General features: G+C 33.1%; 20 protein-coding genes. 7 read left to right on the top strand and 13 right to left on the bottom strand.

Going from position 1 to position 21,601, the window contains the following annotated elements:
* Window positions 1–298 precede the first annotated feature (298 nt).
* Window positions 299–1,186 (top strand): LysR family transcriptional regulator, encoded by an 888-nt coding sequence (locus B6C84_RS08950; RefSeq protein ID WP_086320599.1) that lies wholly within the window; start codon window positions 299–301, stop codon window positions 1,184–1,186.
* A 151-nt stretch (window positions 1,187–1,337) separates the two neighbouring features.
* Here the strand turns inward: B6C84_RS08950 and B6C84_RS08945 are convergent, their stop codons facing one another.
* The 3 genes from B6C84_RS08945 to B6C84_RS08935 all read right to left on the bottom strand — a co-directional run bounded on the left by B6C84_RS08945 (window position 1,338) and on the right by B6C84_RS08935 (window position 3,158).
* Complete coding sequence (locus tag B6C84_RS08945) at window positions 1,338–2,174, bottom strand: MBL fold metallo-hydrolase (protein ID WP_065651152.1); 837 nt, start codon at window positions 2,172–2,174, stop codon at window positions 1,338–1,340.
* A gap of 12 nt (window positions 2,175–2,186) precedes the next feature.
* Window positions 2,187–2,513 carry a hypothetical protein gene (locus tag B6C84_RS08940; RefSeq protein ID WP_065651153.1) on the bottom strand — a complete coding sequence of 109 codons (327 nt, stop codon included), beginning with the start codon at window positions 2,511–2,513 and terminating at the stop codon, window positions 2,187–2,189.
* Window positions 2,514–2,732: 219 nt separating this feature from the next.
* Window positions 2,733–3,158, bottom strand: coding sequence for a hypothetical protein (locus tag B6C84_RS08935; RefSeq protein WP_086320600.1), 426 nt, complete (start codon window positions 3,156–3,158; stop codon window positions 2,733–2,735).
* 309 nt (window positions 3,159–3,467) lie between these two features.
* On the opposite strand from B6C84_RS08935, the gene B6C84_RS08930 reads away from it, so the two are divergent.
* A complete protein-coding gene (locus B6C84_RS08930) occupies window positions 3,468–4,289 on the top strand; it encodes a DeoR/GlpR family DNA-binding transcription regulator (protein ID WP_086320601.1) in 822 nt (273 codons plus the stop codon).
* A 425-nt stretch (window positions 4,290–4,714) separates the two neighbouring features.
* Here B6C84_RS08930 and B6C84_RS08925 read toward each other — a convergent pair whose 3' ends face one another.
* Genes B6C84_RS08925 through B6C84_RS08910 form a run of 4 tightly spaced genes read right to left on the bottom strand, consistent with a single transcriptional unit; the run spans window position 4,715 to window position 9,076 of the window.
* Entirely contained in the window at window positions 4,715–5,647 is a 933-nt protein-coding gene (locus B6C84_RS08925; RefSeq protein ID WP_086320602.1) for a sugar kinase, read from the bottom strand.
* A 16-nt stretch (window positions 5,648–5,663) separates the two neighbouring features.
* The gene (locus B6C84_RS08920; protein WP_198192066.1) at window positions 5,664–6,647 is read right to left on the bottom strand and encodes an ABC transporter permease; all 984 of its coding nucleotides are present in this window, start codon (window positions 6,645–6,647) and stop codon (window positions 5,664–5,666) included.
* Window positions 6,644–8,137, bottom strand: a complete 1,494-nt coding sequence (locus B6C84_RS08915; RefSeq protein WP_086320603.1) for a sugar ABC transporter ATP-binding protein — start codon at window positions 8,135–8,137, stop codon at window positions 6,644–6,646. Before B6C84_RS08915 ends, B6C84_RS08920 begins: the two co-directional genes overlap by 4 nt.
* A gap of 51 nt (window positions 8,138–8,188) precedes the next feature.
* A complete protein-coding gene (locus tag B6C84_RS08910; protein ID WP_065578795.1) occupies window positions 8,189–9,076 on the bottom strand; it encodes a substrate-binding domain-containing protein in 888 nt (295 codons plus the stop codon).
* A 504-nt stretch (window positions 9,077–9,580) separates the two neighbouring features.
* Here B6C84_RS08910 and B6C84_RS08905 point away from each other — a divergent pair.
* Window positions 9,581–10,324 (top strand): Imm52 family immunity protein, encoded by a 744-nt coding sequence (locus B6C84_RS08905; protein ID WP_082205075.1) that lies wholly within the window; start codon window positions 9,581–9,583, stop codon window positions 10,322–10,324.
* 34 nt (window positions 10,325–10,358) lie between these two features.
* Entirely contained in the window at window positions 10,359–10,937 is a 579-nt protein-coding gene (locus B6C84_RS08900; RefSeq protein ID WP_086320643.1) for a hypothetical protein, read from the top strand.
* 174 nt (window positions 10,938–11,111) lie between these two features.
* On the opposite strand, the gene B6C84_RS08895 is transcribed toward B6C84_RS08900, so the two are convergent.
* Window positions 11,112–11,582, bottom strand: coding sequence for a nuclear transport factor 2 family protein (locus B6C84_RS08895; protein WP_086320644.1), 471 nt, complete (start codon window positions 11,580–11,582; stop codon window positions 11,112–11,114).
* 184 nt (window positions 11,583–11,766) lie between these two features.
* Here B6C84_RS08895 and B6C84_RS08890 point away from each other — a divergent pair, with 184 nt between their 5' ends.
* Window positions 11,767–12,132, top strand: a complete 366-nt coding sequence (locus B6C84_RS08890) for a winged helix-turn-helix transcriptional regulator (protein WP_086320670.1) — start codon at window positions 11,767–11,769, stop codon at window positions 12,130–12,132.
* 71 nt (window positions 12,133–12,203) lie between these two features.
* Here B6C84_RS08890 and B6C84_RS08885 read toward each other — a convergent pair whose 3' ends face one another.
* Window positions 12,204–13,733, bottom strand: coding sequence for a tannase/feruloyl esterase family alpha/beta hydrolase (locus B6C84_RS08885; RefSeq protein ID WP_086320645.1), 1,530 nt, complete (start codon window positions 13,731–13,733; stop codon window positions 12,204–12,206).
* Window positions 13,734–14,010: 277 nt separating this feature from the next.
* On the opposite strand from B6C84_RS08885, the gene B6C84_RS08880 reads away from it, so the two are divergent.
* A complete protein-coding gene (locus B6C84_RS08880; RefSeq protein WP_065612920.1) occupies window positions 14,011–14,457 on the top strand; it encodes a LexA family protein in 447 nt (148 codons plus the stop codon).
* Complete coding sequence (locus B6C84_RS08875; protein ID WP_086320646.1) at window positions 14,454–15,719, top strand: Y-family DNA polymerase; 1,266 nt, start codon at window positions 14,454–14,456, stop codon at window positions 15,717–15,719. Before B6C84_RS08880 ends, B6C84_RS08875 begins: the two co-directional genes overlap by 4 nt.
* Window positions 15,720–15,747: 28 nt before the next feature.
* Here B6C84_RS08875 and B6C84_RS08870 read toward each other — a convergent pair whose 3' ends face one another.
* The 4 genes from B6C84_RS08870 to B6C84_RS08855 all read right to left on the bottom strand — a co-directional run bounded on the left by B6C84_RS08870 (window position 15,748) and on the right by B6C84_RS08855 (window position 21,261).
* Window positions 15,748–16,173, bottom strand: coding sequence for a hypothetical protein (locus B6C84_RS08870; RefSeq protein WP_086320647.1), 426 nt, complete (start codon window positions 16,171–16,173; stop codon window positions 15,748–15,750).
* Between the two features lie 69 nt (window positions 16,174–16,242).
* Complete coding sequence (locus B6C84_RS08865) at window positions 16,243–17,373, bottom strand: ABC transporter permease (RefSeq protein ID WP_086320648.1); 1,131 nt, start codon at window positions 17,371–17,373, stop codon at window positions 16,243–16,245.
* A 5-nt stretch (window positions 17,374–17,378) separates the two neighbouring features.
* Window positions 17,379–20,174, bottom strand: a complete 2,796-nt coding sequence (gene rbbA, locus B6C84_RS08860) for a ribosome-associated ATPase/putative transporter RbbA (protein ID WP_086354154.1) — start codon at window positions 20,172–20,174, stop codon at window positions 17,379–17,381.
* 13 nt (window positions 20,175–20,187) lie between these two features.
* The gene (locus B6C84_RS08855) at window positions 20,188–21,261 is read right to left on the bottom strand and encodes an HlyD family secretion protein (RefSeq protein WP_086354153.1); all 1,074 of its coding nucleotides are present in this window, start codon (window positions 21,259–21,261) and stop codon (window positions 20,188–20,190) included.
* Window positions 21,262–21,601 lie beyond the last annotated feature (340 nt).

The following is a 21,601-nucleotide window of genomic DNA, read 5'->3' as shown; positions in this document are numbered from 1 at the left end:
TAAAGTAATTAAATGAATTTATTACTAAAAATTATATTTATTACAATACAAGAAAACCAATGAATAAAACCGAATACCTTATCGAAAAGATAGATGCCTTAATCATATCCAATTTTAGATAATTGATTCGGTAATAGTGTTGGCTCTAAACTGAAAATGCAGTACATATTAGTTTGACTACAATATGATTCTTAATTCGAACATTGTTATTTAAATATAATTATTTGAAAATTATTCACAAATCCAAAAACTATCTATTAGTCCCTATATCAAATTGATTTATAACATAAGGTGTTAAATGAAAATAAGTGAACTTCAAGCGTTCGTAACAGTTGTAGAAACAGGTAATATAACCTTAGCTGCTGAGCGTTTGAATCGTGTCCAATCGAGTATTTCTCATAGAATACAAAGTCTTGAAAACAATCTTGATACCCTTTTGTTGGACAGAAAAACTGGAGGATGCATTCCAACTAAACAAGGATTGATATTGTATGAATATGCACTCAAAATTTTAAAGTTAGCGGACGATTGCAAAAAAAATATCGCCAATAGCAAAGAAAATTATGCAAATATAAATGTTGGAATAATTGAATGCCTACCTCCTTATATCATTACGTCCTTAATTAATTTAGGGCAAGAACTCGGATTAAATATTAATATTACCATCGGCAATACTCTCAGTTTACTCAATGCTTATGATAAAAATGAATTTGATATTGTAATTATTGGTTCTGGCTTTTCAAACGAAAAACATACAACTAAAATACTACTTGCATCTGAACTCGTTATAGCAACAGATAAAAGTCACCCAACAATTACCAATATTGCTAATCTTGATGGCAAAACTTTTTTGGTCAGTAGTAAACAATGCGCAACATCAAAACGAAACTTCGAAATGTTATTTAATGCCTGTAATATTAAACCAGAACGAGTAATTGAATGTGGATCTTATCCTGTACTTTTTTCAAATATAGCATTAGGAAAAGGAATCGCATTAGTATTACGTTGTTCAATTAGTAATGAGATAAAAAACAAAATTAAACTACATAAGCTAGACAAACAATTTAATGAGTTCAAAATCGAATTGGTCCATCACACAAACTATTCTTATTTTGACATCAACAAATTGATTAATATGATTACTTCAGTTTTTCAAGATCCTCGATTAAGCTATATAGGCTATTGATAATAACTTTTATTTAAGAAATATGATAAAGATATAACTTGCAATGGATATGAATTTATAAAATAACGCTAATTCACATTACAGTTAATATAAAAGTACTTAACCTATTAATCCAATGAAAAAATCATTTTTGATAAATAACCATACTTAATCAATCATCTATAACTATTTCATATCCTGTTCGATTTTTCTTGATATAACCGAAACCTTTGGATCCAAAATGCATACCACCAACAAGCATGTTATCGCGACAAACCATTTTTAGCACTTGGGAACGTGTTTCTGTTGCTAATTTCGGATCATAATCAAAAGCAATAGAGACATTTGGTTTTAATAATTGAATATATGGGAAATGGACAATATCCCCCCAAATTAATAAACTTTGCTTACTACCAACAATTTTATAACCCGTATGTCCTGGTGTATGGCCTGGTAGAGGAATAGCAAATATATTAGGAAATACCTGATTTTTATTAATGAAACTCAATCTATCTTGATACTGTTTGCAAACATTGCGAGCTAAAATAATATTATTTTTTACACGTTCTGAAGCGGAAAGGAAAGATTTTTCATCTTGCAAATAATTATACTCATCTTCACTAATCAATAAATTAGCATTTCGAAAAACAACTTCTCCATTTGAAGTAAGCAAACCGCCAATATGATCTGGATGAGCATGAGTTAATAGAATAGCATCGATATCTGTAGCTTTAAGACCTAGCTTAGTTAAATTATTAACTAATTCTCCTCCCCAACCTTTTACTCCACCAGCACCAGCATCAATTAGAATATTCATTCCTTGTTTTTGAACTAAAAATGTATTGATATGCACGGCATTTAGTTTTTTTTGATGAGCATTTCGCTGGATTCTTTCACACTCTGCAAAATCAATATTTGCCAGTAAATCAAAGTTAACCTCCAAGTAACCATCACTAATTGCTGTAACTAAAATATTTCCTAGTTCTTTGTTTGAAAATTCGTTATTCATAGTTAGAAACCTTTAATTTTTAGCAAATATATAGTCGACGTCATACATAAAACAACGAATTCTGGCTTTAACAGCCATTTTTTCTTCAATTAATAAATCAACCTGATGTAAATAGGTTTTCATCACCTCTTCATTACGAAAAACTTCTTTTCTTAATTTGGCTTCAAAATAGATCGGTCTTCCATAACCGATATCAGTTGTTAAATAAGCTATGTGTATATTATCATCTTTGGCTTTCAACACTTTTTGGGTTAACTGTTTTAAACAAATTGAAAATTCAGAAAAAGCTTCATTTTCAATCTTATGATTTTCTGAAGTATAAATTGTAATACTTGGCATTTGATTCTCTCCATTATCAACTTAACTGAATTTATTAACCTAACCAGATAAGTACTATCATCTTTTAAAGCGTAGCAATATTATTAAAAGATTATCTATTTTATGCTAATGGATAATTTCGATGTCCTCATCGAAATGGTTAATAGACAAATTAGATTAGAGCATGATTTTTATTTATAAATAGGCATAGAACTGGAGGCTAACAATTTTAGTATAGAATTAAACATTTCTTTTTAGACTAAAGTATCTTGTTAATGAAAAAGGACGCTTCACCATTGACATGGGTAATAAATGACTTAGCGATTTTTTGGGTTTATCAAATAACGCTAAGGTCCAACCGCCTTCGATCATAAATTCAAAAGACAGACTTTTTTCTGAAACAATCACTAAATCACTGAAAAAACCTGTATAATACATTTGATATATCATCGCTTTATCAATTATTCGATTTTGTTGTAAATCGAATAAATAAATAGCTAAAATTTCTTCAAATGGACAATCAAAAGTAACAAATAACAAAATATTATTTTCAGCTGTTAATAGAGCTACCTCTAAGCAAGTTCCATCTATATGAACTTTACTGTCATGGCCATCAATAATGATTGTATTGTTATGGATTTGTATATTGGTTAATTTTTTAATCATAAAGCAGCTACTTTTATTTGCCCCTAACTAACGTTAGTTCAACATTTATAAAAAAAGAATAAGGCAGATAATAAAGCTAAGTATATATTTAATATCATAATAATATAAGTAATATAAGTAAGATAATCTGTTTTATATTATTTTATAGAAACATCATTATAAACAATTCATTATAATGCTAACAATAAGGATTATCGCTGATTTAGTAATGAGCAAAAGATCATAAATTTAAGTTTTATTAGAAAAAGTATTTCATCATCTGCTTTTGCAGAAATTATTAATACATAATTTTTTAAAGAGGTAAATAAATTGGCTAAAGTAAATACTTCACTGTTAAAAAGACGATTAGATATTGCCGAAATAGTTAGAAAACAAGGTGAAGTTAAAGTTGATGAATTATCTGAATTATTAAATGTATCGGGTGTCACAATACGACAAGATTTAAATTATTTAGAACAACAAGGTTATCTTAAACGATCCTTCGGCGGAGCTATATATTTACAGCCAAAAGACAATTTTGATAAATCTCATCTCGACTCAAACAATGAAGCCAATAACTCTTACTCAGATATTAGTTTGATTATGCGATGTTTATCATTCATTAATGATGGTGATACAGTATGTTTATTAAATGGTAGGATAACCAGTAAACTCATACCATATTTATATAATAAGAAAAATCTCACATTGCTTGTAAATGATTTAAGTTTTGCTATGTTAGCAAAAGATTATATTCAAGGAGAAATAGTATTAATTGGAGGAGTATTTAACCAAAAATATACCAACTTTGATAAAAAAGATGTGCAAACGATCTTAACTAAATATGAATTAACTACTGTTATATTTGAAATAGAGGCAATCAACATCGATGATGAAATTGCTATATCTAATGGTCAATTGATGGAAGGATATCAATTATTATTAAACAACGCTCATTGTCGCATCGCACTTCTACCAAGTCGAATTGAAGAAAATGATACTTTTGGATTCGCTCCACTTCAACAAATTGATGTCATCATTCTTTCTAACTCAACAATGGCAGAATATCATCAGCAGATAACTAATTGTTCATTTAAACAATCTAGTGTCAATAAAGATAGCGTTATCTATCAAAACTCAATGAAAAACTAAAATTAATTTAGAATTCCTGCAACTAAATATGATATCAGTCATGCTTATTTGACTAGCTGAGCGTTATTAGTAGTTAAGTAATTTATTTCAATAATATATTTACTAAAAATATCATTAATACAAGGAGTTTATTGTTGATTTTCTTAGAAACAGTAATACCTTGAATACTTTGATATCAACTATTATTTAGTTAGATTTTTTTATTTGATATTGTAAGCTAATTTTAGTTAAGATTTGCCCTAAAATTAGTGACAACGTCACTCAAATAAACAGAAATTTTGGTAGCTACTTTCAATATTATTGATTGCTGAAGGCGTAAAACAATATATAAAAATTATTGATTATTATTAATATAATATACTGTTTTCTATTGAAAAGTTAATTAAAAAGCCCCTTATTAGGGGCTTAATCATGATTGAAATAAACTATTTTTGTAGGAATTTTTCAAGCTGCTCTAATGTTGACGTACCTTGCATTGGTCCTTGTTTTGTCACCGCCAATGCACCGCAAGCATTAGCATAAGTTAAGGCTTTTTTGGCTGTAAAACCTTTATGAATTAAAGCAACATATGCGCCACCAAAGCAATCCCCGGCTCCAGTCGGATCTATTTCGGTAACTAAATGAGGTTGCACATCAAAAGATTCACTTGCTGAATAATAACTCGCTCCCTTATCACCTTTTTTTATAACAATAGACGATATACCATTATTTAAAAAATAATCGATTGCTTGTTTCTCATTATCCGTATCGGCTAATAATGTGACTTCACTTTCACTTGGTAGGTAAATATCGGTTTGTTGTAATATTGCTAACAGCGCATCTTTCACGCCAGGCAGATTTAACATTTCCTTGCGGATATTAGGATCAAAGGAAATAATACCCTTATTTTGTTTAACTATTGCTATAGCTTTTTTAGCGGTATCAAGAATTTGTTTAGAAAACAATGAAGATCCCATTATATGAAGATGATCACAATCTTGTAAAATTTTTTGACTAACCATGTCTTCATTAATCAGAGCACAAGCAGCATTTTTTATATTAAAAATAAAATCCCGACTACCATCCTCATGATAAGTTACAAATGCGCTTCCGGTAGTTTGGTCATCCATAACTTTAATATGAGAGATATCAACACCATCATCAGCCAGTTTTTTTATATTTAACTCACCAAAGCCATCATTACCAACACAACTTATCATCGCTGCTGGTTCATCTAATTTCGCCACTTGATCGATAAAAATTGCTGGAGCACCACTGGCAAATGGGCCCTTCCATAGTCCATCATGAGTAAATAATTGCCCTTTTTGGTTAGCCATAATTTCGACAACAATTTCACCTAGTGTAAATACTTTTTTCATATTAATTCAACTCCACTTAAACTCTATTTTTCTTATTACGAACATCAATATATACAGCTAATAGAATGACTAATCCTTTAACAACTAGTTGATAAAAATAAGGAATGTTCATCAAGTTCATGCCGTTATTAATAACACCGATGATTAGAGCGCCTATCATTGTTCCAATAATTGTGCCGTGACCGCCATTTAAGCTTGTTCCACCTAAAACAGCTGAAGCAATAGCATCTAATTCATATCCTTGCGCGGTACTTGGTTGACCTGAATAGAGTCTTGATGCTAACAATAACCCACTGATCCCTGCCATTAATGCAGTTATCATGAATACTTGTATTTTTAATTTTTTAACATTAATTCCTGAATAAACGGCAGCTTCTTTGTTGCCACCAGTAATATAAATTTTTCGACCAAATGTTGTTTTAGATAAGATAAAATGATTGACTAATAATAATATTAATAGCACCCATATTGGATTAGGTATTGAAAAAATATCACCATTACCTAATTCAAGAAATACATCATCCATAATCATCTCGGGTTTACCATCGGTAATGATATAAGCAATTCCGCGGAAAATTCCCATGGTTGCCACAGTAACAATAAACGAAGGAATACCAGCAAGAGCCGTTAAACTACCATTTATAAAACCAACAGCAATTGAAAGTAGCAAGGCTATAGATATAGCAAGATAAAATGGTAATCCCCAAAGTAAAGCAAGTGCCGCTAATGTACCTGTTAACGCTATAGTTGAACCAACTGATAAATCGATATCACCAAGTAACAATACATATGTCATACCAAATGCAGTAATCGCAATAATTGATACTTGCAAGACGATATTCATAATGTTGGTACTCGTTAAAAAGTTACTATTCATAAATGAAAACAGAATGAATAAAGCAATTAGCCCGATAACAATTCCCCCATATTGACGGAATACTTTAAAAAAAGATTCTTTAAAATTACTATTATTCATCGAGGTATTTTCTTTAGTATTCATGCAGATGCTCCTGTTGCTATATTCATTACTTCTGGTTGAGTTAACCCTTCAGTATTAAATTCCTTTACAATTTTTTTATTACGCATAACAAATAGACGATCACTGATAGACATCACCTCGGGTAGTTCTGATGAGATCATAATGATTGCAGTACCTTTTGATGATAGTTCTCTTATTAATTTATAAATTTCCAATTTGGCACCAATATCTATTCCCCGAGTTGGTTCGTCTAAAATCAAAATTTTAGGTGGCTTCACTAACCATTTGGCAATAACGATTTTTTGTTGGTTACCACCACTTAAACTACCGGTTACTTGGAATGGATTATTGGTTTTGATAGCCATCTTTTTTATATATTTAGTCGAATTTAATAATTCTTTTCTATTATTGATGATAAAAGATGGCTCATATTGAAAGGCAATATGATTAATATTTGAATGAACATCATGCATCAAAACCAAGCCTTCTTCTTTACGATTTTCGGTAACGAAAGCAAGGCCATGTTCAATGGCTTGAGTTGGTGAATTAATATGGACTTTTTTACCTGAAATAAAAATCTCACCTTGGTATTTAGTTACCCCAAACAACGCTTTCATCACTTCTGACCTACCGGCACCAACTAAACCAAAAAAGCCAACTACTTCACCAGAATGCACCTTAAAGCTAATATTTTTGAATTCTCTAGAATGATCTAAGTTTCTAACTTCTAATAAAGGTGGATCATCCTGAATTTGATGTGGTAATTTTGGTGGATAAATATTTTGTACTTCACGGCCAACCATTTCAGCAATCAACTCATCGATGGTGGTTTCGTTTTTTTGATGGGTGGCAATATACTCACCATCACGCATAACAGAAATATCATCAGAGATACGCATGATCTCATCCATCCGGTGCGAAATATATATAATTGCAACACCTTTCTGTTTAAGCTTCTCTATTATATTGAAGAGTAGTTCTGCTTCATTATCACTTAATGATGAAGTCGGTTCATCCATGATTAATACTTTTGCGTCATAACTAAGTGCTTTAGCTATTTCAACCAATTGCCGTTGCGCCATAGACATGGTCCCAACAATTTGTGCTGGATTTAACTTAATTCCATACTCAGCAAATAATGCATTACAATTTTTAATCATTTGATTATCAGAGATAATGCCGTATTTATTTGGTTCATTATTGGCATAAATATTCTGAGCAATCGTTAGGTTATTACTTAAACTCAATTCTTGGAAAACAATAGCAATCCCTATCTTTCTTGATTCTGTTGGATTCTTTATAGTAATAACATTGCCTTGATAGGTAATTGTTCCACTACTTGGCGGATAAATTCCGGCGAGAATTTTCATTAATGTAGATTTTCCTGCGCCATTTTCGCCCAATAGCGTATGAACTCTACCTTGGTAGATATCTAAACTAACATTTTTCAAAGCTTGAATCGGACCAAAATTTTTGGCAATAGAATCCACAGATAAAATGATATTATTCATTAGTTGATTCCTTGTGGAAGGGATAGATATTACCCTATCCCTTATTATGAATTATTCTTTTCCTGTGTATACACCAGGGGTGACTGGGATTACTTCATCGACTTTTTTACCATTTAAATAGTCAATTGCAGTAGCTACAGCGATTTCACCTAATTTATTTGGATATTGTTGAATTACAGCTACGAATGTCTTTTCTTTATCTACAGCTTTTCTTGCTTCATCCATGCCATCAAAACCAATGATTTTTATATCATTATTTTTAACAGATTTCGCCGCGATAACCGCTGATAATGCAGCATCATCACCAAAACCAAAAATTCCATTTAAGTCTGGGTATGCTTGTAACATATTTTGTGCAACAACAAGCGCTTCTGCACGAGTAATTCCTGTTTGAATAGACACTATCTTGACGTCTGGAGTTTTAGACAATCCTTCTTTAAATCCATCAACACGATCAACAACCGATTGCACCATAGGATAATCAATAACACCAACCGTTCCTTTACCGTTTAATAATTTCCCCATTAACTCACCGGCAGTAACACCACCAGCATAATTGTTGGTCGCAATATGACTAACTACTTTGACGCCAATGGCTGGAACATCAACAGTAATAACTGGAATATTCGCCTTTTCAGCTTTCATAATCGCAGCTTGTACACCTTTTGAATCAACCGGTGATAAAATAATTAAATCCACTTTTTTAATAATAAAATCTTCAATGTCTGAAATTTGTTTATTAAGATCTTGGCTAGCGATGGATAGTGATAAATCAACATTTTCCTGTTGAGCTTTTTGTTTTATAGCATCTGCTAATGAGATATAAAAAGGATGTTGTTGGGTTAATAATGAAACACCTATATGATATTGCTTAGCATGTGCGCCGAAAGTGAAAAAAAATAGAAAACACACAAAAAAGAGTTTAGATATTTTTTTCATAGAAAGAGCTCCTTAATTTTAAGCATGATAATTAACCTTATAGGAAAGAATAAATCATCCAATCTTTTATTCTTTATCATCATGCAACTATCAAAATACAATACAAAGAAAAATATTCTTAAAAAGATTTGAAACCATAATTTTTCTCTATTTACTGCAATATTCGTAACTTTACGCTACGTATTATTAGTATAGTTTTTGAAACAAATTTTATTGTGACGAAGCTCTCAAATTTTCAAAATAAAAGCAAAAATATAAAAATATATTTTCATTTTAAAAGTTAAATATTATTTATAGAAGATTTAAAAGTAAGCTAGCAATATCAATATTGACTACTACAAACGCAATTAGAAACAGACTAAATAGTCTAGTTAAATCTTTTTAATCGTTAAATTTTTGCTTATTTAAATTAAAAAATAATAAGTAAAACTACTTTCATTTTTAAAGATAAATAATGTTATGATTAATTTGTAAAAATGAAAGATAAAAAATAAGGATGTTTACATGGAAATAAACATGACGCAATTTGATATTAAGATTCATCTTCCCAGAAAGCAGCAAATTGTATTTACCGATCTTAATCAACAACTACATGACATATTAAATATTTATCAACACTGTATAGATGACAATGCCCACTGGTATCCAACTCGAAGTACAGCCAAAGGTAAGCCTAAAGCTTTAATTTATAGTCCTGAAGGATTTACCGAATATGGATTAAAAAAACTATCACGTGCTTGTAAACAAATCGACACAAGAGGCAGTGTTTTATTATGTTTTGCCGATAGTCAAAAATTATCTAATTGTAATCTGATGTTCTATTCCGGATACAAAGCTATCGGAGGTTTTCAGGCGGGTAAATCTTCCGTTGGTTTTTCTTTTGATTTACCTGAAAGTAAACAAATTATTGATAAAATGGCATCGTTTATAACTGGATTAGCACAAAAATTTAGCCATAACTTTATTACTATGAATAGTAGAGAAATTCCTAGTTCAATTTATATCTTTCCGCCACGTATAAACTTATCTTTAATGGCTTACATACCTAGTCCATTACAACATAAAGATTATCCAGAAGTTTATCAATTAATACCAATTATAAAAGAGAATAAGCATGTTGGTACTGTCATTGTTTTATTTGATCATTTTCCTAATATACAAAAAAATATTAATGATATTAAAACTATGAATAATGTGGAATTGAAATTGCGTGAAGCAGATCTTTTACCTATGAAAAACGATTTATAATCTATAACATTAATATAAAAATTTGAGAATTAAAATGGTTGAAATGATAAACAATAAATCTACTTTGTTAGATGCAACTAAAATTCTAGTTAACACAGCGGCGATTATAGCTGTAATAAAATATGACCCTGATGTCAATCCATCACGAAGTGAAATTGAAGCCAAGAAAGCGATTAAAAATGGGCCGCAAACAATTAAAAGCAACTCAAGATTAACGGCAGAACAAAAGGCAAAAATAACTCAAGATGCCGCTGATAAATTAGCCGAAGCACTATTTTTAAATAGAACAATTTATCATGTTGATGCGAATAGTTATATCGATGAATTAATTACCAATATACAAAGTGAGCATATTTCATTACCTAATGAAAACTCAACTCAATTATTTCAGCGATTATTGGCGGCTTATCATTATTTAGTTGATTTAAAATTTACTGAAATTAAGGTCATTGAAACCTATTTATATGCCTACGCATCTGACCCAACGTTTAAAGATAACCCTATAGTTAAGGCATGGATCGAAAAAACGGACCAACCAGCACAACAACAATTTCAAGATATGATTTATGTAGCTCGTAAATTCGATTTTATTGAAAATTATCTTAACGAATAATAAAACATATAAAACAAAGCCCTTCTTTATAAGGGCTTTATAAAAGCTAATTTCAATAACATTGATTAGCATAAAATATCTAGATTAATAACAATTAAGGTGATGACTATTAATTTAATTCAATTGAATATAAAAAAGCGCCATTAAGGCGCTTATAAGTTATCGAATCAATCATTAAAACATCGTATTATTATTTTCTGCCTGCTCTGGTACATTTTGGATCACATCCCAATGTTCTACTATTTTTCCATCTTTAACTCGGAATATATCAACTACCGCTTTACCAAGATCATCATTATTGATTTTAGAATGGACATGTAACCATACAATATCGCCTTCTACTGATGAACGAATTATAGTATTACTTGATTGTGGATTTTGTTTAAAGAAGCCTTCGAAATACGTAATCGCAGGTGCCCTACCATTAGCGACATAGGGATTATGTTGTTTATAATCTTCAGCCAGCGTTTTAGTTGCCTCAGCCACTTGATGCTTATTAAAGAAGTTATTATAAAAATTGATAACCAGTGTACGATTTTCTTCCTCTTGAGCGAGATTTCTTTGTTTTAGATCTTTTGCAACGGCAATACCAGTAAAACTCAACAAACAAATACCAATAACAAAGCTTTTTTTAATTACATTCATACCAACTCCAATTTCTATTTTAATTTAGATAAACTCTATCTATAATGCGTTATTAGTCTATAATATAGACTGCTTGAATAGTAACAATAAAAATCAAATTAAACAATAAGTAACATAAATATGACTAGGTCAACTCAATGTGACTTAATCTGTTTAGGCAAACGAGATAACGATAATTATGACAATGGCTAAAACGACAAAAAGTGAACTATTTGAATTTGACCATCCATGTCCTATTCGTGATGTTCTCGATAGAATTGGCGATCAATGGAGTCTGTTAATTCTAAAATCATTAGAACATAATGCTATGCGATTCAATTCGTTACATAGAGAAATTGGTGATATATCACGGCAAATGCTGTCACGGACATTAAAAAGACTTGAGAAAGATGGCTATATTACTCGAACCGTTTATGCACAAGTCCCTGCTCGTGTAGAGTACGCTCTAGCTGAGCTTGGTATATCATTTCTTAAACCAATGAATACATTAATACAGTGGGCCGATGAGAATCATCAAGCGATTTGTCGAGCGAGAAAACGGCAAAATTAGTCATTATTTGAATAGTTATTTTTGCAAGGATAAAAAAGCTAACCAAATATATTGGTTAGCTAATGATTTAATTACTGACAAACAAAGTTTTCAGGATTATTAGTATCCCCTTTACCTTGATAAATCGTTTTTTGTGGATATTGGCATAAAGGACGTTTTAGGATGACCTGACCATTTTCAACTTTTTGAGCAATTAATCTGTTTGGCGCTTGTTTTTTCTCAACCCAATTAACGAGCGACTCAAAACCATTAATTTTATCTGGGCCATCGCCACCATTACAATGGTCAACACCAGGAGCTAGGTAGAGTTTTGCAAAATCATCTACTGAATCTTTACCGCCCATAATCTTCAATACATTATTATAATATTGAATTGTTCCTTTTGGTGCGATCAGGCGATCATTCAAACCATGCCAAATAATCATTTTGCCACCCAATTTTTTAAATTGGCTCAAATCGGCATTATCAGTTCCCATTATTGGACGGAATAACTCTACTGATTCATTAAAATAGTTATCAAAACCGCTGTAACCTAATGTTTTCCAGTCAAAATTAGGATCTTGTTTAATCCAATACTTTAAATAATCCTCTGGAATAGGAAAAGGCCCTTTATTACTAGCTAAAACATCAAGTGGTGCAGTCGGTTCAATGCTAAACCATAAAGATTTGCCATTTTGATCTGTTGGTCCTTGCCAAATTTTTCTTAATGTGCGAACTTCGTCCTTATCAAGTCCTGCTTTATTTAGCAATTCATCACTGATTTCTACTGCTGCTGGATCACTAACTAAGCCATCTTTAATACCATCTTTTTCATCAGCCAGTTCAATAATCGCTTTTCTAACTTTTTCCAGTTTATCACTATCGATCGGTTTACCTAGCTCTTGTTGCATAACAACTTGTGGCCATATTTCTGCTGGTACAAATTTATCCCAATGGATTGCTGGTGCTGCAATATACAAACCATCATAATCAGCCGGATACCTTTGTGCTTCCATTAGCCCTTGTCTTCCACCAGTTGAACAACCATTCCAATATGCATAATTAGCAGCTTGACCATAATATGAGGCGATGACTTGTTTGGTTTTTACTGTCATCTCATGTACACTACGATAAGCAAAATCAGTTATCGAATCGTCCTGTAATTTACCATCTTTAAAGACAAATTTGCCTTCCACTAAATTACCTGTATGTCCAGTATCTGTAGCGGCTGCAACATAACCATTTTTAGCCGCTACGGCTAATTTATCAAATGGTATAAATCCTGCATATCCACCACCACCTATTGCTTGTAATCGCTGATTCCAATTAGTAGGCAACCAAACTTCGACATTAATAGCCGGTTCAATGGATAATTCGACGCGACAAATCTGCGGTAAATCCATAATTTCTTTAGCTTTAGCGCCTCTTAAAGTATCAGCCAATTTAGAACTTGGTGAGAAACGATCGGCAATTATTTCGCTATTTACTACTTTAGCATTATCTAATTCCAAATTTGCCAATGCGTGACAACGCTCTTCGACATTAGCTTTCTCTGAATTCGCATAAGCAGAAGATGCTAAACAACTTAACACCGATAAAAATAATAAACTGTATTTCATCATATCCTCTTTCCTATCCTCAAAAAATATAATTTCCAAAACTAATTATTATTAATACTAGTCATTAGCCGTATAAATAACAACATTAATCATGATTATTTTTATCAGTGAATATTACTTATTGATAGTAATTTAATACCTATTTTAATCATCTATTTTTATTTTTTTACACTCATTTTTATTGAATTAAGAATTTTATACTGTATATTTATACATATATTGTTTTTTAATACGAATTATCCAGCACTATTCGTTTTTATTAATTTTTCGGAGTCTTTTCTTGAATAAATATTGTGTTGTCCTTGGGCAAGCTAATAGTTCGCTCACTGTTTATTTACCTTTAGTTGATACACCAGTAAGAGCTGGATTTCCATCTCCTGCTGATGATTATTTAGAAACAAAACTAGATCTAACTAGTCATTTAGTGAAGCATCCTAGTGCAACTTACTATATTAAAGCGATTGGTGACTCAATGATTGATTATGGTATTTATAGTGGTGATCTCCTTGTTGTCGACCGTTCTTTACAACCGAAAATAGATGATATTGTTGTTGCTGCTGTGGACGGTGAATTAACCTGCAAATGTTTAAGTTTTATTAACGGCGAACATCATTTATTGTCTGGCAATAAACTTTACCCACCGATTTCATTAGTCGGCAAAGACGTGCATATTTGGGGAGTGGTAATACATACCATTCATTCCCTACGTAAACGGGGACACTCATGATTGGCTTAATTGATTGTAATAATTTTTACGCATCTTGTGAGCGGGTATTTAATCCAAAATTAGAAGGAAAACCAATTGGTATTCTTTCAAATAATGATGGTTGTGTAATAGCACGCTCTAATGAACTCAAACCGTTAGTTGCTATGGGCATGCCGGCCTATCAAATCCCCTCCCATATTCAAAAAAAAATTACCTTATTAAGCTCTAATTATGAACTTTATGGTGATATGAGTCAGCGAGTATTTGATACCGTTCGTCATTATACTGCGGATATCGAACTCTATTCGATCGATGAAGCTTTCATTCATCTAAACGGGTTTAGCCATGCTTTAAATCATTGTCAAAATTTAAAAGCAATAGTAAAACGTGATACAGGTATCCCAGTCAGTATCGGGATTGCCGCAACTCGCACGCTAGCAAAGTTAGCTAATCATATCGCCAAAAAACACCCTATTCATCAAGGTGTTTATTGTTTTCCGACGGCTCAGGAAGAAAAAATAACTATCTTAAAACAATTCTCAGTTGCAGATATATGGGGCGTTGGTTGGCGAATTGCGCAAAGATTAAAAGAACTAGGCATTCATACCGCTTGGGATTTATATCAAGCAGATATAAAACAAATTAGGCAGTCATTTTCAGTTGTCCTTGAGCGTACCGTACTTGAGCTACGTGGTATAAATTGTATTGAATTAGATGATCTGCATACAGCTAAAAAAAATATTATGACATCACGTAGTTTTGGCCATTTAACCAATGATCTATTTGATATACAAGAAGCAATTCGTGTGCATGCAAGCCGTGGCGCAGAAAAATTGAGAAAGCAAAAATCCGTTGCCAATGCCGTACTAGTGTTTTTAAAAACTAATCGATTTCGACCTGAATTAGCGCAATATAATCCGTCAGTTGTGGTGCCATTATTGTCGGCGAGCGATGATTCAAGAGTTATTATTCATGCGGCCCAAAAAGGATTACGATCCATTTATAAACCAGGTTTTTTATTTATGAAATCAGGTGTGATGTTACTTGATTTAAAAACTAAAGATAATTATTACCAATCGGATTTATTTACCACTGAAACATCAGCAACTGAAAAACACAAAAGTGAACAATTAATGAAAACCATGGATTACATTAATCAGAAAATGGGAAAAAACACTATTCACTTAGGTGGTATCAGACAAACTGCTGCATGGCAAATCAAGCGAGAGCGACTTAGCCAACGATATACGACTCGTTGGGATGAATTACCTTTTGTAAAATAGATAACCGATTAACCGCTAAGATAATAATTTAATCAATTGATTGAATTGAATTACCTTGTTCATTGCGAACATACACATCAATATCCCATTTTTTTCTATATCTATCATCCTTCGATTTTTCACAAGAAATAGAAATAACATATCGAAAAGGAATTTTACCACCATGAACTTCAGCTTTCTTCCAACCAGCTTTTAACGGTACAAGGCAACGAGGTAAATAATATTTTCCATTTACTTCGACAGTATGTAAATTAGTATGATGTTCTTTGTTATAAACGGTAATAAATTCAGTTGCCTTGTTATTGATATCTAAAAATTCAGTTCTTGAATCATAGACAGGAATAGCTTCAGTTGTATTACTATCAACATTATCTGAAGACTCAGCCATTGCAAAAGGAATAGCAATAACAGCTAAAATTGCGATAATATATTTTTGTAAATGAATCTTTTTCATAAAAAACTTCAATAATCTAAATTGTTAAGTACAAATAAAGTTAATTTTTGCACATTATTATTAATAAAATTAAGAGCCCATATTAACAATTGAACTACGAAAGCGTTTCAGTGCAATAAGGAAAAACACACTACCGATTCCTAATAACCACGCATACGAGGTCCAAACCACACTTAAACCAGCTCCACGATATAAAATTGCCTGTCCTAATTCGACAAAATGAGTAGTTGGCGCAAATAACATAATATTTTGCACCACTTCAGGCATACTTTCTCTTGGCGTACTACCACCAGAAAGCATCTGTAACGGTAAAAGAATCAAAATAAATAGCATCGCAAATTGTGCGGTTGATTTAGCCACCGTCGCCATAAAGATACCGAGTGACGTTGTCACGAATAAATGCAAAGCAGCACCAACTAAAAATAAGGTAATCGAGCCCTCAATTGGCACATTTAACCAACCATGAACAACGACTAACAATGCACCCCAAGTCGAAACTAGTACCACCAACCCCATTGACCAAACTTTTGAGATCATAATTTGAAATGGTGTCACAGGCATTGATAGCAAGTGATCGATAGTACCATGCTCGCGCTCTTTCATTAACGCTGCACCGGTTAAAATAATCGACAATGTGGTAACTATATTAATAATCTCCATGACAGAACCAAACCAAGAACGGGTTAAATTAGGATTAAAGGCTGCATGAACCTCAATATTGACCGGCAAACTGGTTGGTTTATCAATTTGATTAAAGTATTTAGTTATTTCGCTGGTGACAATTTGCGTAATATAACCATTACCTACAAAAGCCTGCCCCATTCGGGTTGCATCAATATTCAGTTGAATTTCTGGACTTTGGTTATTTAACACATCACGTTGAAAATTAGGTGGTATATTTAATGCAAAAGTATAACTATCAGTATCCATTCCGCGATCAACTTCATCCATTGAATTTAATTTAACTGGTTTATTAAACATTGGCGGATAAAGCGCTGCGATAATTTGCCTTGATAAAGGCGAATCATCTTCATCAACCACCGCAATTGAAGCATGATGAAGTGAGTCTGAAGTTGCGGTAGCTGCGGTATAAATATCCAGCGTAAAGCAGTAGGCGATTAACAATAACATGATTGGATCACGAATCAATCCCCATAACTCTTTAATACCTAAGCGATAAATATTAATAAAACTTTGCATAATATCTATCCTTCTTGTTTCTTGAGGAGGAATATACTTGCACCAAGTATAATCGGAATAGTAATCAGTAAGGTAAATATCGAGTTATGTAAATCAAAAAATCCTAATGCCTTATTGAAAACACCCCGAGCAATAATAAGCATATGGGTAGTTGGATAGACTTCACCAATATATCGCCCACTCCCTTCTAATGATGCTACTGGATTGAGTAATCCCGAAAATTGTATCGCCGGTAACATGGTACCAACACAGGTTAAAAAGATAACCGCAATTTGGCTACGTGTTACTGTCGAAGCAAGTAAACCAAAACCAGTAGCAATAATACAATAAGCTAATCCGGCTAAACATAAAGTTAGCAAACTGCCTTTTATCGGTACACCAAATATAGTAACCGCCATAAGCAACAGCAATAAAAAGCTAAGCATGGAAATAACAATATAAGGAACCTGTTTACCTAATAAAAACTCAGTTCGAGTAACAGGCGTTACATATAAGTTAATTATTGATCCCATCTCTTTTTCACGCACTACGGATAATGCTGCTAACATTGACGGAATCATTAAGAGTAAAATAGGAATGACCGCTGGCACCATCGCTTGCAAACTTTTAATATCCGGATTATAACGATAGCGGGTCTCAATATTTGCCAATGAGCTAGATGCGGTGCCGGTAGTGGTTTTTATTTTGTCACTTAACCACGCAAGGTGCATACCTTGTACATATCCTTTAATCGTGTCGGCACGTAACGGCATGGCGCCATCAATCCAGATACCGATATTAACTGGATCACCGCGTTGAATATCACGGCCAAAATTAGGGGGAATTTCAATCGCCAACGCTATCTCATTACTTCTCATCCTATGGTCCATATCATCATAATCTGTGATTGGCGGTTTCTCGATAAAATAACGCTTGGAGCCAGATAAATTAGTAATATAGTTTTGACTGGTGATCGTTTGATCACGATCTAATACTGCAAAATTTAAGTCCTCAACATCCATCGTGATACCATAGCCCATCACCAACATTAATATCGCTGAACCTAACAGTGCCAATAAAGCGCGCAATGGATCGCGGGATAACTCAAGTGTTTCACGCCATAGACAACCAATCAAACGAGTTAGACTAAATCCTTGTAGATGTTGATTACCTGTCTGAACTGGTTTATTCGGAACAGTTTTCGGCTCTTCACTGATTTTTTCATCGCTATGAGTATCATCTGCTCCGGCATCAACTAAATATCGAATAAAGGCCTCTTCAAGGGTTTTCGCATCTTTAGAATGAATGATATTATCTGGCGTATCACTAGCTAAAACCTTACCAGCATGCATTAATGAAATCCTATCACAACGCGCCGCTTCATTCATAAAGTGGGTAGTGATAAATACGGTGACTTTATCTTTTCGAGAAAGTTCAATAATTAAACGCCAAAAGTCATCACGAGCAATCGGATCGACCCCAGAGGTAGGTTCATCGAGAATAAGAATTTCAGGATTATGCACCACAGCAACCGATAAAGAAAGTCTTTGCTTAACGCCTAACGGTAGACTATCTGGCAAACTTTTCAATTCATTTTCCAGACCAAAACGCTTAACTAACTCCTCAACTCTTGCCGGTATTTTACTTTCTTCAATACCAAATAAACGAGCATGTAATACAAGGTTCTGTTCAACCGTCAATTCACTGTAAAGTGAGAACGCCTGCGACATATAACCTAAATGGCGTCTTACATTAATATCACTGGCATCAACCGGTTTACCAAATAACCACGCTTCACCTGACGAAATTGGTAATAGACCAGTTAACATCTTCATGGTGGTTGATTTACCGCAACCATTTGATCCTAAAAAGCCAAAAATCTCACCTTGTTTTATGGAGAAATTAACATGATCAACCGCAATAAAATCGCCAAATTGCTTAGTTAATCCTTTTGCTTCGATTGCTACTTTTAAATCTTGATTTAAATCTAATGGAGGGATTTCAACGGCCTGATAACCTTCTCTAGCATCTTCAGGCATTAATTGAATAAAAGCATCATCTAAATTATCTTTTGCTGTTTTGGCTAACAACGCTTGCGGTGTACCTGTTTCGAGGATCTTACCGCCATACATTGCCACTAACCAATCAAAGTTTTGTGCCTCATCCATATACGCGGTAGCAACAATGACACTCATTTGTGGACGTTGCTCACGGATTTTATTAATGAGTTGCCAAAATTGTGCACGAGAAAGTGGATCAACACCGGTTGTTGGTTCATCAAGGATCAGTAAATCGGGGTCATGAATTAAAGCCGAACATAAACTTACCTTTTGTTTCATCCCACCAGAAAGACGACCTGCAGGCCGAGATAAGAAAGGATATAAGCCGGTACTTTTGGTTAACTCATCGATACGTCGCCGTCTTTCGGCAGCATCATTACCAAATAAACGGGCAAAAAATTGTAAATTTTCTTCGACTGACAGTGTTGGATAAAGATTTTTGCCTAATCCTTGTGGCATATAAGCAATACGGGTACATACGTTTTGACGATGGGTTTTATCTTTCATATCCCCATCTAAAACGTAAACTAATCCCTCTTGGATAACATGCGCGCCGGCGATCAAAGACAATAGGCTCGATTTACCCACCCCATCGGGACCGATCAATCCCACCATACATCTTGGTGGAATAGCAATACTGACATCATTGAGTGCACAAGTTTTTTTATAATGTAATGTTACATTACTGACATTGACAACTGCATCTTCAATGGTTTTACCTTCAGCAAGTAACCTCAAATCCTTTACATCCGATTCTGACATATGCTATCTCCAATTATTTTGTTTGGCATTTTGCAACATCAGATAAACCTGAAGGCCACTCCGTATTAGGATCAAGTCTAACCCATGCAACGCCTGGAAGACCGGTTTTAACATGAGTAATATAACATCTTAACAATTCTGGACTTAATTGTGCTTTAACTCTAAACATCAACTTTTGACGTTCATCTTTGGTTTCAACTGTTTTAGGCGTAAATTGTGCCACACTAGATACAAACGAAACTTTGGCTGAAATAGCTTTATCTGGAAGAGCATCCAACACAAGTCTAACTTCATCACCAATACCCACTTTCCCCGCAATTGTTTCTGGTAAAAAGAAAGTCAAATAAACATCGGATAGATTGACTAGATTTAATACTTTTCCACCTGAAGATAAAACTTCACCTGGTTGGGCTATACGATATTGAATACGGCCATCAACAGGAGCGGTTAAGGTACTATCATTAATATCAGCTTGAATTTGATTAATATTCGCTAACGCTACATTTATCGCTGATTTAGCACTTTCTACGCCAGCTTGAGCAGCTTCAATCGCTGCATCAGCAGCGGTAACTTGTGATTTAGCTGAATCTAATGCAGCTTTGGCACTATTTACTTTAGCCGTATCATCATCAAATTGTTGTACTGAAATCGCTCCTTTTTGATAAAGTGCAGCAGTACGTTGTAAATGCTTATTGGCTATATCTAAGTCACTTTCTCTTTGTGTAACACCGGCTAAAGCAGCAACTTTATCACTCATTTTTAAAGCTACTTGTGCTTTTGATGTCGCTTCATTACTCATAGCTTGTCGATGTTGAGCTTGGGCTTCATTTAATTGCGCTTGTAACGTATCAGTTTGCATAATGACTAGCGGTTGGCCAGCAGTGACAAAATCGCCCTCTTCAACATTAATCTTTTCAATTCTACCGGCTAATTTGGTAGAGATATTAATTTCAGTAGCTTCAATACGTCCGTTGCCACTAGTAAAATCAGCACCATAGCCATCAGGCTTAAATTGCTGCCACAAAATAAAACCAATAACAACAACCACAACTGCAATAACAATCCATTTTTTGTTTATTTGTTTCATGAATAACACCTTATTCTAAAGTGACAAATCTATAATATAACTTAACGAAAAATTTAATCGTTAGAAGCGATTTATTTTCAATATGCTCATCATAACAAATGTATTTTATAAATAATATCAACTCGCAAGACAAACGCAGTAAAAGCTAAAAAAGGTCATTTATAATTTTAAATAGAGATCACAATAAACGTAGATGATGATTTATAAAGAAAAGCAAAAAAAATGAATATCCAATTAATTTAATTCAAAATATTTTAATATCTTATCGATTTAGTCAATGGAATAAGGTTAATAAAAAAACTAAACTCCAAATCAATATAAAATTAATTTGGAGTTATCT

This window comes from Gilliamella apis, assembly GCF_002142155.1.
In the GTDB taxonomy this organism is placed as follows: domain Bacteria; phylum Pseudomonadota; class Gammaproteobacteria; order Enterobacterales; family Orbaceae; genus Gilliamella; species Gilliamella apis.
The sequence above is the reverse complement of the archived record's forward strand: the minus strand, read 5'-3'. Positions and strand labels throughout refer to the sequence as shown.